Origin of the sequence: Nocardioides sp. AE5, assembly GCF_031844485.1 — a bacterium.
In the GTDB taxonomy this organism is placed as follows: Bacteria; Actinomycetota; Actinomycetes; order Propionibacteriales; family Nocardioidaceae; genus Nocardioides.
In genome coordinates, this window is sequence record NZ_JAUZVI010000010.1 from 74,388 (window position 1) to 88,505 (window position 14,118).

Genomic DNA, 14,118 nt, shown 5'->3' on the forward strand with positions numbered 1-14,118 from the left:
AACTACCCTCTCCGCCACCGGAGGCGGATCAGTCCGAGGCCGGCGGGAGCATCCGCTTGGAGGCCTCGTGCGCCCCGAGCACCAACTTGTGACGGTCGGTGCCGCTGCGGATCTCGACGGCCTTCTCGTTGCCCTCGGCGATCTGGACCGGTCCCTCGGTGAGCGCGGCGAGCGCCTGCCGGGCCACGTCGTCGGGCTCGGAGACGTGCATGCCGGGGATGTCGAAGTTGAGGCCGGCGCGCGCCATGGCCGGGGTGCGGGTGACCCCGAGGACGAACTCGACCACGTCCACGTCGTAGTCACGCATCTCCAGCCACAGGCCCTCGGCGAAGACCCGGCAGAACGCCTTGACCGCCGCATAGATGCTGATCTGCGCCGATCCCATGAAGCCGGCCAGCGACCCGACCAGCAGGATGCCGCCGCGACGCCGCTCCTTCATCGGGGCACCGAAGTGCTGGACCAGCGCCAGTTGCGCGTTGATGTTGAGGTCGATCACCTTGCCGAACTTCGCCAGGTCGCCCGTGACGAACTCGTGGCCATAGGTGTTGGCGCCCGCATTGAAGACGAGCAGCCCGACCTCGAGGCCCTCAGTGACACCAGCGATCTGCTCGACGGCGTCGGCCTCGGTGAGGTCGACCGACAGGGTGCGCACCTCGACGCCGTGGGCACGCCGTACCTGCTCGGCCGTCTCCTCGAGCGGACCCGGCTTGCGGGCCAGGAGCACCAGGTTCAGCCCCGCCGCGCCCAGCTGGTCGGCGAAGCTCGCGCCGACTCCCTCCGAGCCCCCGGCAATGACCGCCCAGGGTCCGTACTTCTCGACCGTGATGTTGCTGCTCATGCGTGTGCGTGCTCCTGTCCGTGGCCATGTCCATGGCCGGCTCCGTCGGCGTGGGCCGCCTCGGGGTTGGTCTTGAGTGGGTCCTCGATCTGCACCGTGACGTCGCCACGGTTGACCGCAGCGGTGACCGAGTCGCGCAGCGAACCGCAGCCGGAGAACGCTGCCCCGTTCGGGCCGGAGCGCGGCGAGGCGGCACGGCGCTCGAGGCAGGCCTCGATCGCCTCACCCGACCACTGCAGCGACGTCTGCTCCCAGCTGCTCTTGCGGACCAGGACGCAGGCGCCGCAGGCGGTGCACTCCACCGGCTGCATCGCCCCGTCCTCGAGGCGGTTGTCGGGCCGGACGGCCATCAGACCGTCTGGCCCTGCTCGGCGGCCGCGGCCTCGCGGGCCTTGATGTTCGCGGCGACCTCGGCCTTCCACGCCTCGTTGGGACGGCTGGTATCGATCTCGAACTCGAACCGGTCGGTCATCTCCGCGGTGACGTCCTCAACGTCGACGTAGAACTGCTCGTACCACCGGCGCAGCTGGTAGACGGGACCGTCCTCCTCGCAGAGCAGGGGGTTGTCGATGCGGGCCTTGTTCTTCCAGATCGCGACGTCCTGCTCGAACCCGATCTTGATGAACTCGCCCATCTTGCGGGCCATCGCGTCGGCAGCCTCGTCGTCCATCCCGGGAAGCTTCTCGACGATGATGCCGTATTGCAGCACGAACGAGTTGGCGTCGATCGGGTAGTGACAGTTGATCAGGACGCTCTTCACGTCGAACCCCTCGTAGTGGTACACGAGGTCGTCGATCATGAACGACGGCCCGTGGTACGCCGCCACTGACGAGTTCCCGGTCGCGCGCGGGGCGCCACTGCCGGAGCTCTGGGGACGCATCACGTCGTCACGTCCCTCCCCGTTCATGAACTGGGTGGCCGTGGTGCCCTCGAAGATATTCTTGAAGTAGGTCGGGAACGAGTAGTGGACATAGAAGAAGTGCGCCATGTCCACGACGTTGTCGACAATCTCGCGGCAGTTGGCGCCCTCGATCGTGATCGAGTACCACTGCCAGTCGGTCCAGCCGGGGTCGGAGGCGCCGTCGATCACCGGGATGGTGACGTCGGCCGGCGGCGGGTTGCCCTGCGGGTCGTTCCAGACGAAGAGCATGCCGTCCTGGACCATCGTCGGCCACGAGGCGGTGCGGGCGCGCAGCGGGACGCGCCGGGCATAGGGGATCGCCTTGCAGCGGCCGTCGCCGCCCCAGCGCCAGTCGTGGAACGGGCAGGCGATCTCGTTGCCCTTGACGGTGCCTTGGGAGAGGTCGCCGCCCATGTGGCGGCAGTAGCCGTCCAGCACGTTGACCTTGCCGTCCTGGCCGGCGAAGACGACCAGCTTCTCGCCGAACGCCATCACCTGGTGCGGCTTGCCGTCCTGGTAGTCCTTCGCGAGCCCCAGGCAGTGCCAACCACGGGCGAACCGGGTCGGTGCCGCATCGGCTTCGATCTTGCGGACCTCGTCCTCGACTGCAGTCATCTTCTCGTCTCCATCCGTGCTGGGGCCGGGCCTGGCCACGGTGCCGCTCCATGCCTGTGTCCGAGTCTGTGACGCTACTCCGACCGGCGCCCGGATGAGTCCCACTCATCGGAAGAAGTGCGTCGGGTCGGCGCGGCCCCGAGGATCGCTGTCTCCATGAGCCGAGACGTCTTGGTGAGCCTCCGGTCCCTGTTTCCCGGTTTCACCGATCGGGCCGTAGCCAACGACGTGATGCGGGCCCTGTCGTTCTACCGCAAGAGCGCCTTCGGGATCGCTGCCGAGGACGACCTGACCCTGACCAGCCCGCCCGCGCTAAGTGCAGGGCATTCCGTAGTACCCGCGAGGTGGGGAGCGTTCCTATGGTCGATGCAGCAGGAGCCGAACGATCGGCACGCATCACCGTCATCACAGGAGCGACACATTGCAGATCAATGCCTTCCCCATCGAGTGGGGACACATGGCGATGTTCGCCAGTGCAGTCGGCGACGAACACGAGATGTACCGGCTCGACGGGCCCGGCCTGACTGATCCGACCTCCGTGACCGCGCCTCCCACGTTCACCGCCGCGCAGGCACACTTCGACGAGGACTGGGAGCTGCGGCCGCGCCCCGGTGTCCCCTGGATCGGATCGGGCCGCGGAGCCACGGGGGTAACGGCACAGGAGGACAGCGCCCGCAACCTCTTGCACGCCGAGCAGGCGTACGAGTACCACGCCCCCGTTCACCCTGGCGACGTGCTGACGGTGACCACGATCCCCGGCGCGACCTGGACGAAGACGGGCCGACGAGGTGGGCAGCTGACCTTCAGTCAAGGAGTGCAGGAGTTCCGCAATCAGCGCGGCGAACTCGTCATCACCTCCACCTCCACCTCCGTCATCACCGAATCGAGCAACGAATGAGCACCCAGTGGGAGGTCGGCACGAAGCACACCGGCACGCTGGTCGAGGGCCTGACCCGGTCCCAGATCGTGCAGTACGCCGGCGCTTCAGGCGACTTCAACCCCATCCACACCGACGAGGTCTATGCCCGGGAAGCCGCGGGCCTGCCGAGTGTCTTCGGTCACGGAATGCTGACGATGGGGCTTTGCGGCTCCTTCCTCCAGTCCCTGGTCGGGCCACCCGCGCTCCGCACGTACCGCGCCCGATTCGTGGAGAAGGTCTGGCCGGGCGACTCGCTCAAGGCAGTCGCCACCGTGCTCGAGCGCCGCGAATCGGAGCTCGGTCTCGAGGTTCACCTCGACCTCGCCGTCACGAACCAGGATGAGTCCGTCGTGCTGACCGGGTCCGCGACTGCGCTGTTCGTCCCCACGCCTTCCTCAACCGAATCCAACACCGATCGATCGGAGCTTCCCCATGCGTGACGCAGTCATCGTCGACGCCGTTCGCACAGCCGGAGGGCGGCGCAACGGCGTGCTGTCCGGGTGGCACCCCGCCGACCTCTCTGCCGAGACCCTCAAGGCGCTGATCGCCAGGACCGGACTGGACCCGGCCCTCGTCGATGACGTCGTGATGGGCTGTGTCACCCAGATCGGTGACCAGGGCGGCAACATCGGACGTTATGCGGTGCTCGGCGCAGGATTCCCGGAGTCGGTCCCCGCCACGACCATCGACCGTCAGTGCGGGTCCTCGCAGCAGTCCGTCCACTTCGCGGCGCAGGGAGTCATCTCTGGGGCCTATGACGTGGCCATCGCGGCCGGCACCGAACTGATGTCCACCACCAAGATGGGCGGCGCGCTCCTGCCTGACACGTTCCCGATCGGGCCTGCGGCCAGCGCCCGCTATGCCGACCAGGAGAACTACGGCGTCAAGGGTCTGCCCCACCAGGGCGTCGGGGCCGAGATGCTGGCTGCCCGACACAACCTGAGCAGGCGCGACCTGGACGAGTTCGCCGCCCGGAGCCATGAGCTCGCCGAAGCCGCGACCACGCGCGGGGACTTCGAGAACGAGATCGTCCCCGTTGCCGAGCACCGGCTGGGTGAGGAGCGCGCGAGCACAGCCACGGTCACGCGCGACGAGGGCATCCGCCCCGGCACCACGACCGAGGTGCTCGCCGGCCTGAAGCCGGCATTCATCGAGGACGGCCTGATCACCGCCGGCAACTCGAGCCAGATCACGGACGGCGCATCCGCCATGCTGATCATGACCTCGCAGCGCGCCAAGGAGCTGGGGCTGCGGCCGAGGGCCCGTCTCCATGCCTTCGCCGTGGTCGGCTCGGACCCGGTGGTGATGCTGGATGCCCCCGCCCCGGCGACGCGCAAGGTTCTCGATCGAGCCGGCCTCTCGGTCGAGGAGATCGATCAGTTCGAGTGCAATGAAGCCTTCGCCTCCGTCACGATGGCGTGGCAACGGGAGACCGGCGCCCGGCTCGAGAGGGTCAACCCCTACGGCGGCGCGATCGCCCTCGGCCACCCCCTGGGTGCCAGCGGGACCCGTTTGATGACCACCCTGCTCAACGGCTTGGAACGCACCGGTGGCCGATTCGGGCTGCAGACGATGTGCGAAGGCGGAGGCATGGCCAACGCGACGATCATCGAGCGCCTGGACTGACACCGGTCCGGCTGGTCCCGGGGTCAGCCGACCCTGCTGCCAGGCACCGAAGTGATCGGTGCGGCGGCCCCGACTCTCATGGAGGCGTACGCATGGCCGCACTCGGCATCCTGCACCACGGACTCACTGTCCATCGCCGCACGCACCTTCTCCGGTGCTGCAGGGGCAGCGGCCAGGAGCAGGTGGTCGAGGGAGGAGTAGTCGAAGTTCCCTACCTCGGGATGGGCCAGCATCATGTACAGCAGCGTCGGGGGACGAAGAGATGCGTGACGCGGTGTTCCTGGATCGCCTCGAGCACATCACGTGGGTCCGAACTGCGACACATGACATTCGTTGAGCCCTGCGCCATCATCCACAGCGCGACGCCTCCGGCAGCGTGCTTCATCGGCGCCACCACGAGGTGCGTGGGCGGTCTCCGAACCGGCATCGAGGTCCAGAAGGCGGTCGTTGCCGCTTGCCACACCCAATCCGTCCAGATGGCCGCCTTGGACAGTCCGGTCGTTCCACCGGTGGGATAGACGGCCATGATCCGATCGGGGTCAGCACCCAGGTCCTCCGCAGGGCGGTTCGCACCACGCGCCCTGAGGTCGGAGAGGCCATGTTGACCGGACGCCGGCCGGTCATCGACGCAGACGAGGTAGCGGATCGAGGGGACCCGCTGGGCGAGTTGCTGAGCCTCGGCCGCAAGGTCGGAGTGGAAGAGCAGTACGTCGCAGCCCACAGCGGCCAGGTAGGACGCCGACACCGAGACCGGATTGCGGGCGTTGACCGGCACCCAGGCGCCCCCCGCACGGACTGCGGCAATCAGCGCGATGAAGGCGCGGGAATCGTTGGGCGAGAGAATCGCTGCCCGGAAGGACCGCCCTGGTCCGATCAGGTCGATCATCCCGCTGGCCGCCTCCCGGGTCATCGAGTCCACCTCGGCATAGGTGAAGGCGTGTGAGTCGTCCCGGAAGGCGATCCTCTCGGCCGCCAGCGAGCGACCACGAAGGAGGTAATCGGTCATGCGCACGGATGGAACCGTGCCGGGTGACGGGCGAGCAGACAAGCGGTTCGCGGGTCGCCCTCCTAACTGTAGGGAGACCTTGAGTAGTCCGTGCGCCGGCGGCTCCCTAGCGTCCCTCACAGAGACGTTCCGGCAAAGGAGTTCGAATGAAGGTCTTGGCTCGCAGCATGGCAATCTTGCTCGTGATGAGCATCTCGTTGATGCTCCACCCACCCGTCAACGCAAAGGGAACGGGCTGGTTCTTCGATCTCCGCGGCCTGGTGCTCACCAAGCAGGCCGTGCCCGGTACGCCGAGCGACGTCATCGCGCACCGGGTGACCTACCTCTCCACGGCCACGAACGGCATCCCGGTGCTGGTCACCGGGTTAGTCATGAGACCGGCCGGCACTCCACCCGCGGGCGGATGGCCCGTGGTCTCGTGGGGTCATGGAACCACCGGGCTCGCCGACAAGTGCGCGCCGTCGCGCGACGACGACTACGTCAACTATGCCCCCTTCCAAGCGTTCCTCGATGCTGGCTACGCGGTGGTGGCGACCGACTACGAGGGGTTGGGCGGCCTCGGCCTCCATCCCTATCTGGTCGCCGAGAGCGAAGCCCGCAGCATGATCGACATGGTCCGAGCGGCCGATCGGCTTGGACCCCAGTTCTCCGACACCTGGTTCTCCGTCGGGCACTCCCAGGGTGGCCACGCCGCGGTCGCTGCCGGAGACGCCTCGCAGCGGTACGGCGACGGTCTGGACCTGCGCGGCACCATTTCCTTCGCGCCGGCACCCGATGCCAGTCCGATAGCCGGCGAGGTGCACACACTGGACCCCTTCGTCCGGGGCCTGTACGTGATGATGCTCCTCGGGTTGAAGACCCAGAACCCTCGGCTGGACCTGCAGGACTACCTGGGTCCCGACGCCATGAACCTGCTCCCCGTGGCACGCACCGAGTGCTACGAGGAGGTCGTCGGCGCCTACTACGAACTGCCGGCCGAGGAGTTCGAGGTCTCCGACCCGGTCGCGGTTGATCGGCTGCGCACCCTGCTGAGCGACAACGCCGTCCCCCGGGCAGGTTCCGATGCACCGCTGCTGATCCTGCAGGGTGAGGAGGACTGGATCAATCCCCCGCTGGGGGCCGAGTGGATCGCTGAGAAGGCATGCTCCCTGGACTGGGAGCAGAAGCTCACGCTCTACCCCGACACCGGGCACCTCGACATCACCGACGTGGCCATGCCCGACGCGATCGACTGGTTGGACGCTCGTCTCGCGGGTGAGCCCGCACCGGATGACTGTCCTGCCTGAACGGACCGAACGCATCACCGACCCCACCCTTGACGTCTTGTCTGGAGCAGCACCATGTCAACCATCCCTCTCATCACCTACGAAACTCCGCGGCCGGGGGTGGCTCGGATCGAGCTCGCCCGACCGGAGGCGCGCAACGCGCAGAGCAGCGAGCTCCTCTACCAGTTGAACGACGGCTTCGACCGCGCCGCTGCCGACGACACGGTCCGAGCAGTCGTCCTCACCGCCAGCGGTCCACACTTCTCGGCCGGGCACGACCTGACCGAGACCACGATGGACGAGACCTTCGACCGACGCCCACGGGTCGGTACCTGGTGCGGCCACCACCTGCCGGGAGCCGAAGGAGTCCTCGCCAAGGAGAGCGAGATCTATCTCGGATTCAGCGAGCGTTGGCGCAACCTGCCCAAGCCCACGATCGCCGCTGTCCAGGGCAAGGCCATCGCCGGAGGCCTGATGCTGGCCTGGCCCTGCGACCTCATCGTGGCCAGCGACGATGCGGAGTTCATCGACAACACCGTGGACATGGGGGTCGCAGGCGCCGAGTTCTTCAACCACCCGTGGGAGCTCCCGCCGCGGATCGCCAAGGAGATGCTCTTCACTTCCGGAGCCCTCACGGCCGAGCAGGCCCACCGGTTCGGGATGGTCAACCATGTCGTTCCTCGCCAGGACCTGATCCAGGTCACCCTGGATCTTGCCGAGAGGATCGCCACCAAGCCGAGCCTGGCGTTGCGCTTGGCCAAGGCGTCCGTGAACGCCGCCCAGGACGCACAGGGGCGTTCCAGTGCCATGCAGACTGCGTTCGCCAACCACCAGCTGTGCCACAGCCACAACCAGCAACTCTTCGGGTTGCCCATCGATCCGTCCTTCACGCTGGCTCGCAAGTGAACCGGCACGGCCCAGCCGCGCCGCACACTATTCGAAGAGGCTCCCCCACTGGTGAGGCCGGTCCCCGGCCCACAGGGTGGAGACGACACTGTCGGAACTGACTCAAGGAATGACGACATGACCATCGATTTCACAGGCCGTGTGGCCATCGTCACCGGCGCCGGACGAGGGCTGGGACGCCACTATGCGCTGGACCTGGCCGAGCGCGGCGCTGCGGTCATCGTCAACGACGCCGGTGCGGGTCTGGACGGGTCCGGCGCGGATTCGGGTCCGGCTTCGGAGGTCGTCCGGGAGATCCGGGATGCAGGGGGTACCGCTCTCGCGTCCACGGCCTCGGTGACCGATGAGGATGCGGCCCGGGCACTCGTCGAGACCGCGACGGAGGAGTTCGGGCGCCTTGACGTGCTGATCAACAATGCCGGGATCCTGCGCGATCGGAGCCTGATGAAGCTGGACTCCGATCTGATCGACCCGGTTCTGGCCGTCCACCTGCGGGGCGCATTCAACATGACCGTGCCGGCCTTCCGGGTGATGGCCGAGCAGGGTTACGGACGCATCGTGATGACGACGTCGGCGGCGGGCCTCTTCGGGAATTTCGGGCAGGCCAACTACGCGGCGGCCAAGATGGGACTCGTGGGTCTGGCGAGCACTGTCGCGATCGAAGGCGAACGGAAGGGCGTCCTCTGCAACACGGTGGCACCAGTCGCCCGTTCACGGATGACCGAGGAGATCATGGGCGACGCAGCCAGTCTGGTCGAGCCCAGCCTTGTCGTCCCCCTGGTCAGCTATCTCTGCTCCGAGAAGAGCTCGGTCACCCAGGAGATCTTCAGCGCCGGCGGCGGTCGATTCGCCCGCGTGTTCGTGGGGGTCGGGCCGGGGTGGTTCGCGGCCGGGGACACCTTGCCCGATGCTGAGAGGATCGGAGAACACATCGCGGACATCCGCCGTACCGAACCTGCTGTCGTTCCGCGAAATGCGGCTGAGGAGGCCGAGTTGCTGCTCCCCATGATCGCCGAGGCAACCCATGGCTGAACTGCTTCGTGCCCATGCCGATGCTCACGGTGACCGGGCCGCCCTGATCGATGAGCTCGGCGCGCAGAGCTGGGGCGTGACCAATGCCAGGGTCAACCAGCTGATGCACCTGCTCGCCGGCATGGGATGCGAGCCGGGTGACCGGATCGCCCTGATGGGCCGCAACTCGAGCGCCTGGTGGGAAGTGACTCTGGCGACGCTGCAGCTCGGTGTGGTCACCATTCCGGTCAACTGGCACTGGACCAGCGACGAACTCGCCTACGTCCTCCAGGACAGCGGGTCCAGACTGGTCTTCGTCTCCTCGGAGTTCGTCGAGGTCGCTCACGAGGCGAACGCACGCAGCGAGCGCCCCGCTCTCCCGATCCTGGTGATCGATGACCGCTCCCCGGCCGAAGATGCGATCAGCCTCGACCAGGCCATGGCCGCGGAGCCCGAGCACGAACCGGCGCACCAGCTGGCCATCCGGCCGATGATGTACACCTCAGGAACGACCGGGCACCCCAAGGGAGTCCGCGCACACGGTGGTGGGGAGAGCCCGGAGGAGTTCTTGGCCGGCGCCCGGGGCTTCCTCGAGCTGATGGAGATGGCGCCAGGCCGGCCGACCTTGCTGGCCGGTCCCGGCTATCACTCGGCACCGTGGTCCTTCGCGCTGCTCCCCTTCGTCTGCGGCTCCACCCTGGTGACGCCGGGACGTCTCTCCGTGACCGACCTGCTCAGCACGATCGACGAGCAACGGATCGCTCATGTCCACCTGGTGCCCACGCAGTTCGTCCGGTTGCTGCGCCTTTCCCAGGAGACCAAGGACGCCTTCGACGGTGCCTCCTTGGAGGTGGTCGCCCACGGTGGTGCCCCGTGCGACCTCGAGACCAAGCGCAGGATGATCGATTGGTGGGGTCCCGTCATCACCGAGTACTACGGCGGCACCGAGACCGGGATGGCCACCAAGATCACCGCCTCCGAGTGGCTCGACCGCCCGGGCTCGGTCGGACGTGCCATCCCGACGGTGGACCTGAGGATCACCGACCAGGCCGGGCACCCGGTGCCCGAAGGGGCTACAGGCATCATCTGGACCCGTCGTGAGGGGCAGGACTTCGAATATCACAACGACCCCGACAAGACGGACGAGGCCCACGACCGCGACGGGTTCGGCAGCGGAGGCGACATCGGCCACCTCGAGGACGGCTACCTCTACATATCGGGGCGGCAGATCGACATGATCATCTCGGGCGGCGTGAACATCTATCCCGCGGAGATCGAGGCAGTCCTGCACTCCCACCCCGCGGTGCTCGACGTCGCGGTCGTGGGGATCCCCGACCCCGAGTTCGGGGAGTCCGTGGTGGCCTTCGTCCAGACCGACGCACACGTCGACGACTCGTCCGACGCCTTGGCCGACACTCTCCGCGAGCACTGCCGCGAACTGCTGGCTGGTTACAAGTGCCCACGCCAGTTCCACCTCGTCGACTCCCTGCCCCGAAGCGATGCCGGCAAGTTGCTCAAGGCACCGTTGCGCGACCTGGCACGCCAGTACGCCGCCACCCTCCAGGAAGCCGGGAGCTGAGCGGTGGACGAGTCCACGGACGACCTCCGATCACCGGCGCCTAATTCCTGGTTCGACGAGGTGAAGCTCGGTGTCTTCATCCACTGGACCATGGCGGCGATTCCCGGCTATGCCCCTGTCAACAGCTTCGTGCAGGAGTCCCGCGAAGGAGACGAGCACAAGGCGTGGCAGGAGATTCCCTACGCCGAGATGTACCAGAACACGATCAACATCCCCGGCAGCTCCGCAGCTCGCTACCACGCAGAGCACTTTCCCGGGATGACCTACGCCGACTTCGCGCCCCGGTGGCATGCCCACCTGCAGGCGTGGGACCCGACCGCCTGGGCCGACCTGATCGAGGCATCGGGAGCGGGATACGTGGTGCTGGTGACCAAGCCCGAGGACGGCTTCCTGCTCTGGCCGAGCAAGCACCCCAATCCGCATCAGCCGTCGTGGCAGAGCGAGCGGGACATCGTCGGGGAGCTCGCCGACGCCGTGCGGTCACGCGGCATCCGCTTCGGGGTCTACTACTGCGGGGTCGACTGGACCTTCGGCGGCATCCCGATCACCGACGAGGCGTCCATGCACGACGCACTCCCGCAGTCGCCCGCGTACGTCGCCTATGCCGACTCCCACTGGCGCGAGCTCATCGATCGCTACCGGCCCTCGGTGCTGTGGAACGACTACGGCTGTCCGCGCGACCTGAACCTCAGTGGCCTTATGGAGCGCTACCGCGAGCAGGTGCCGGACGGCGTCGTCAACGACCGGTTCGGCACGTTCTCCCGCGACGGGCAGAAGATCCGCGGTGACTTCCGCACCTGGGAGTGCGAGCCTGACTACGCAGGAGCTCCCACCACACAGAAGTGGGAGGCGTGTCGGGGGATCGGCACGTCGTTCGGGTACAACCGGTTCGAGGACGAGAGCTACGCCCCGTCCTCCGACCTGATCTCCGAGATGGTCGAGGTGATCGGGCGCGGCGGGAACTTCCTGATCAACCTGGGGCCGATGGCGCACGGCGGCATCCCCTGGAAGCAGTCCGAGGCCCTCCTGGGGATCGGTTGGTGGATGAGGCGCAACGGTTCCGCCGTGCTCGGCACCACGCCCTGGCCGTCGGCCCCCCGGCGAGCATCAGCAGGTCCAGCAACGTGGTTCACCGAACGGGACGGAGACCTGTTCGCACTCCCCCGGTTCGAGGTGCCCCAGGGGGACGTCCACCTGCCCCTCGAGGTTGGGGAGGATGTCTCGATCACCATGGTCGACGGCAACATCCCCCTGCAGCACTCCTGTGACGATTCGGGGGTGACCGTGATCCTGCCGGAGCGCGCCGAGGCGGGCACCGTGATGGCGCTGCGCCTGACGCCTTCGTCGTCGGTGCGGCCGCTGGAAGCCAGCAACGAACAACGCGGACCCGTCACCCGGCCGGAGCCGTGACGGCGGCACTGCCACGTGCCAGTTGCGCGAGTCGACGTACGTCGCCCAGACGTCGCGCCGGGTCGCCGGCCAACGGAGTCAGCAGGAGGGTCGTCACTCCCGCCGCTGCGAACTCATCGAGCTGGCGACGCACCTCGTCCTCATCGCCGATCAGGGAGACGGCCCGAACCAGGTCCTCCGGGACCGCCTGCGCGGCGTCGGCCTTCCTCCCTGCCAGGTAGAGCCGTTGAATCTCGTCTGCCTCTTCCTGATAGCCGTAGCGACAAGCCAGTCGGTGATAGAAGTTGCGGCCGGCAGCTCCCATCCCGCCGATGTAGAGGGCCAGTTGCCCACGGATCGCGGCCAGACTCTCCGGACTGGGCTCGCCGAGGGCAAAACTCACCTGCAGCATCACGTCGAGTGCCCCGAGTGAGGGGTCCCGTCGCGAGAACCCCCCCTGCAGGGGCTCCTCCCAGACCTGCGACGCCAGCTGTGGATGGAAGAACAACGGCTGCCATGACTCCGCCAGCTCAGCTGCGAGGGCGACATTCTTCGGCCCGATCGCGGCCAGGGAGATCGGGATCCGCTCACGCACCGGGTGGTCGATCAGCTTGAGTGGCTTGCCGAGCCCGGTGCCACGTTCGGCCGGCAGCGGGATCTGGTAGTGAGCACCGTCATGGACAAGGCGTTCGCGTCGCCAGATGCTGCGACAGATCTCGATGATCTCCCGCGTGCGCGCCAGGGGTGCGTGGTAGGGGACGCCGTGGAAGCCCTCGATGACCTGCGGTCCCGACGCCCCCATCCCGAGCATGAATCTCCCACCGGAGACGTAGTCGAGTCCGGCCGCGGTCATCGCGGTCAGGCTCGGCGTGCGCGAGTAGATCTGCATGATCGAGGAGGTCAACCGCATCGTCCTCGTCCTGGCGGCGATGTAGCCCAGTTGGCTCACGGCATCGAACGAGTAGGCCTCGGGGACGGCGACGAGCTCGATTCCGGCGGCCTCGTAGTCCGCCAGGAGCTCCACACTCTCCTCGAAGTTGGCGGTGTACGAGGCCGTCGTGATCCCTAGACGCATTGTTCCTCTTCCTGTCGGTTCGTGTCGGTGAGGGTGACTTCCGGGTCGGTGAGGGCGAGGTCCGGGTCGATCGGGTGATGACACGCGACCCAGTGGTCGGCTTCCACCTCGGCCAGGGCCGGCTCCTCCGTCCGGCACCTCTCCGTGGCAAGCAGACAACGGGTGTGGAATCGGCATCCGCTGGGAGGGTCGATCGGCGAGGGCATCTCGACCCCCACCTGTGCGTGACTCTTCAAGCCACGCTCCTTGGCGCCCGGCAGTGCCGCCATCAGCGTATGGGTGTAGGGGTGGCGCGGTCGGTTGAAGAGGCTTCTGGTGCCGGCAATCTCGCAGGACTTGCCCAGGTAGAGCACCAGGACGCGGTCACTGATGTAGTTGACAACGCCCAGGTCGTGCGAGATGAAGAGCATCGAAAGCCCCAACTCGTCACGGAGGTCCTTGAGCAGGTTGAGCACCTGCGCCTGAACCGAGACGTCGAGGGCGGAGACCGGCTCGTCGCAGACCAGCAGGGTGGGCTGGACTGCCAGCGCGCGAGCGATGCTGACCCGCTGGCACTGGCCGCCGGAGAGCTCTCCGGGACGACGATCCGCCATCTCCGGGTCGAGGCCAACGGCGAGCATCAGCTCGTTGACCCGATCCGGATCGACCTTCCCTTCCCAGATCCGTAGGCCTTCGCCGATCAGGTCGCGGACCCGGCGCCGCGGGTTCAAGGACGCTTGGGGGCTCTGGAAGACGATCTGCATCTGCTGCCTGGCGCGGCGCAGGTTGGCTGCGGAGAGTCCGGGCAGGTCCCGTCCTTCGATGCTGATCGAGCCACCGGTCTGCTCGGCGAGCTGCATGATCGCCATCGCGGCCGACGACTTGCCGCAGCCCGATTCGCCGACGACTCCGAGTGTCTCACCCCTGGCGATGTCGAAGCTGAGGTCGGAGACGGCGCGCAGCACCTTGCGAGGGCCGACCCGGTGTTGGACCTCGAGTCGCTCCACGC

The 14,118-nt window shown here is 67.4% G+C and carries 15 protein-coding genes; 8 read left to right on the forward strand and 7 right to left on the reverse strand.

Going from position 1 to position 14,118, the window contains the following annotated elements; genetic code table 11:
* Window positions 1-28: 28 nt before the first annotated feature.
* Genes Q9R27_RS14525 through Q9R27_RS14535 form a run of 3 tightly spaced genes read right to left on the reverse strand, consistent with a single transcriptional unit; the run spans window position 29 to window position 2,354 of the window.
* Complete coding sequence (locus Q9R27_RS14525; RefSeq protein WP_311253110.1) at window positions 29-838, reverse strand: SDR family NAD(P)-dependent oxidoreductase; 810 nt, start codon at window positions 836-838, stop codon at window positions 29-31.
* On the reverse strand, window positions 835-1,188 hold the full coding sequence (locus tag Q9R27_RS14530; protein WP_311253111.1) for a hypothetical protein: 354 nt from the start codon (window positions 1,186-1,188) through the stop codon (window positions 835-837). The genes Q9R27_RS14525 and Q9R27_RS14530 overlap by 4 nt, the downstream gene beginning before the upstream one ends.
* A complete protein-coding gene (locus Q9R27_RS14535; protein WP_311253112.1) occupies window positions 1,188-2,354 on the reverse strand; it encodes a Rieske 2Fe-2S domain-containing protein in 1,167 nt (388 codons plus the stop codon). The genes Q9R27_RS14530 and Q9R27_RS14535 overlap by 1 nt, the downstream gene beginning before the upstream one ends.
* Before the next feature lie 421 nt (window positions 2,355-2,775).
* Here Q9R27_RS14535 and Q9R27_RS14540 point away from each other — a divergent pair, with 421 nt between their 5' ends.
* Genes Q9R27_RS14540 through Q9R27_RS14550 form a run of 3 tightly spaced genes read left to right on the forward strand, consistent with a single transcriptional unit; the run spans window position 2,776 to window position 4,899 of the window.
* Window positions 2,776-3,252, forward strand: coding sequence for a MaoC family dehydratase N-terminal domain-containing protein (locus tag Q9R27_RS14540; RefSeq protein ID WP_311253113.1), 477 nt, complete (start codon window positions 2,776-2,778; stop codon window positions 3,250-3,252).
* A complete protein-coding gene (locus Q9R27_RS14545; protein ID WP_311253114.1) occupies window positions 3,249-3,713 on the forward strand; it encodes a MaoC/PaaZ C-terminal domain-containing protein in 465 nt (154 codons plus the stop codon). Before Q9R27_RS14540 ends, Q9R27_RS14545 begins: the two co-directional genes overlap by 4 nt.
* Window positions 3,706-4,899, forward strand: coding sequence for a thiolase family protein (locus Q9R27_RS14550; protein WP_311253115.1), 1,194 nt, complete (start codon window positions 3,706-3,708; stop codon window positions 4,897-4,899). The genes Q9R27_RS14545 and Q9R27_RS14550 overlap by 8 nt, the downstream gene beginning before the upstream one ends.
* Before the next feature lie 23 nt (window positions 4,900-4,922).
* Here Q9R27_RS14550 and Q9R27_RS14555 read toward each other — a convergent pair whose 3' ends face one another.
* Both Q9R27_RS14555 and Q9R27_RS14560 read right to left on the reverse strand, forming a co-directional pair.
* Window positions 4,923-5,135 (reverse strand): hypothetical protein, encoded by a 213-nt coding sequence (locus tag Q9R27_RS14555; RefSeq protein WP_311253116.1) that lies wholly within the window; start codon window positions 5,133-5,135, stop codon window positions 4,923-4,925.
* Window positions 5,132-5,905 carry a class I adenylate-forming enzyme family protein gene (locus Q9R27_RS14560; RefSeq protein WP_311253117.1) on the reverse strand — a complete coding sequence of 258 codons (774 nt, stop codon included), beginning with the start codon at window positions 5,903-5,905 and terminating at the stop codon, window positions 5,132-5,134. The genes Q9R27_RS14555 and Q9R27_RS14560 overlap by 4 nt, the downstream gene beginning before the upstream one ends.
* Window positions 5,906-6,072: 167 nt before the next feature.
* Here Q9R27_RS14560 and Q9R27_RS14565 point away from each other — a divergent pair, with 167 nt between their 5' ends.
* The 5 genes from Q9R27_RS14565 to Q9R27_RS14585 all read left to right on the forward strand — a co-directional run bounded on the left by Q9R27_RS14565 (window position 6,073) and on the right by Q9R27_RS14585 (window position 12,076).
* A complete protein-coding gene (locus tag Q9R27_RS14565; RefSeq protein WP_311253118.1) occupies window positions 6,073-7,191 on the forward strand; it encodes an alpha/beta fold hydrolase in 1,119 nt (372 codons plus the stop codon).
* 54 nt (window positions 7,192-7,245) lie between these two features.
* Entirely contained in the window at window positions 7,246-8,076 is an 831-nt protein-coding gene (locus Q9R27_RS14570; RefSeq protein ID WP_311253119.1) for an enoyl-CoA hydratase, read from the forward strand.
* 117 nt (window positions 8,077-8,193) lie between these two features.
* Entirely contained in the window at window positions 8,194-9,108 is a 915-nt protein-coding gene (locus tag Q9R27_RS14575) for an SDR family NAD(P)-dependent oxidoreductase (protein WP_311253120.1), read from the forward strand.
* Window positions 9,101-10,666 (forward strand): AMP-binding protein, encoded by a 1,566-nt coding sequence (locus tag Q9R27_RS14580; RefSeq protein WP_311253121.1) that lies wholly within the window; start codon window positions 9,101-9,103, stop codon window positions 10,664-10,666. Before Q9R27_RS14575 ends, Q9R27_RS14580 begins: the two co-directional genes overlap by 8 nt.
* A gap of 3 nt (window positions 10,667-10,669) precedes the next feature.
* Window positions 10,670-12,076, forward strand: coding sequence for an alpha-L-fucosidase (locus Q9R27_RS14585; RefSeq protein WP_311253122.1), 1,407 nt, complete (start codon window positions 10,670-10,672; stop codon window positions 12,074-12,076).
* On the opposite strand, the gene Q9R27_RS14590 is transcribed toward Q9R27_RS14585, so the two are convergent.
* Both Q9R27_RS14590 and Q9R27_RS14595 read right to left on the reverse strand, forming a co-directional pair.
* A complete protein-coding gene (locus tag Q9R27_RS14590) occupies window positions 12,057-13,130 on the reverse strand; it encodes an LLM class F420-dependent oxidoreductase (RefSeq protein WP_311253123.1) in 1,074 nt (357 codons plus the stop codon). The two genes, Q9R27_RS14585 and Q9R27_RS14590, sit on opposite strands and share 20 nt — an antisense overlap.
* Window positions 13,121-14,116, reverse strand: a complete 996-nt coding sequence (locus Q9R27_RS14595; protein WP_311253124.1) for an oligopeptide/dipeptide ABC transporter ATP-binding protein — start codon at window positions 14,114-14,116, stop codon at window positions 13,121-13,123. The genes Q9R27_RS14590 and Q9R27_RS14595 overlap by 10 nt, the downstream gene beginning before the upstream one ends.
* Window positions 14,117-14,118 lie beyond the last annotated feature (2 nt).

Excerpts from the sequence above, each read along its gene's own strand:
- Q9R27_RS14550 (WP_311253115.1), top strand. The coding sequence starts at position 3,706 with ATGCGTGACGCAGTCATCGTCGACGCCGTTCGCACAGCCGGAGGGCGG.
- Q9R27_RS14525 (WP_311253110.1), bottom strand. The coding sequence starts at position 838 with ATGAGCAGCAACATCACGGTCGAGAAGTACGGACCCTGGGCGGTCATT.
- Q9R27_RS14565 (WP_311253118.1), top strand. The coding sequence starts at position 6,073 with ATGGCAATCTTGCTCGTGATGAGCATCTCGTTGATGCTCCACCCACCC.
- Q9R27_RS14590 (WP_311253123.1), bottom strand. The coding sequence starts at position 13,130 with ATGCGTCTAGGGATCACGACGGCCTCGTACACCGCCAACTTCGAGGAG.
- Q9R27_RS14580 (WP_311253121.1), top strand. The coding sequence starts at position 9,101 with ATGGCTGAACTGCTTCGTGCCCATGCCGATGCTCACGGTGACCGGGCC.
- Q9R27_RS14575 (WP_311253120.1), top strand. The coding sequence starts at position 8,194 with ATGACCATCGATTTCACAGGCCGTGTGGCCATCGTCACCGGCGCCGGA.
- Q9R27_RS14570 (WP_311253119.1), top strand. The coding sequence starts at position 7,246 with ATGTCAACCATCCCTCTCATCACCTACGAAACTCCGCGGCCGGGGGTG.
- Q9R27_RS14560 (WP_311253117.1), bottom strand. The coding sequence starts at position 5,905 with ATGACCGATTACCTCCTTCGTGGTCGCTCGCTGGCGGCCGAGAGGATC.
- Q9R27_RS14555 (WP_311253116.1), bottom strand. The coding sequence starts at position 5,135 with ATGATGCTGGCCCATCCCGAGGTAGGGAACTTCGACTACTCCTCCCTC.
- Q9R27_RS14530 (WP_311253111.1), bottom strand. The coding sequence starts at position 1,188 with ATGGCCGTCCGGCCCGACAACCGCCTCGAGGACGGGGCGATGCAGCCG.
- Q9R27_RS14535 (WP_311253112.1), bottom strand. The coding sequence starts at position 2,354 with ATGACTGCAGTCGAGGACGAGGTCCGCAAGATCGAAGCCGATGCGGCA.
- Q9R27_RS14545 (WP_311253114.1), top strand. The coding sequence starts at position 3,249 with ATGAGCACCCAGTGGGAGGTCGGCACGAAGCACACCGGCACGCTGGTC.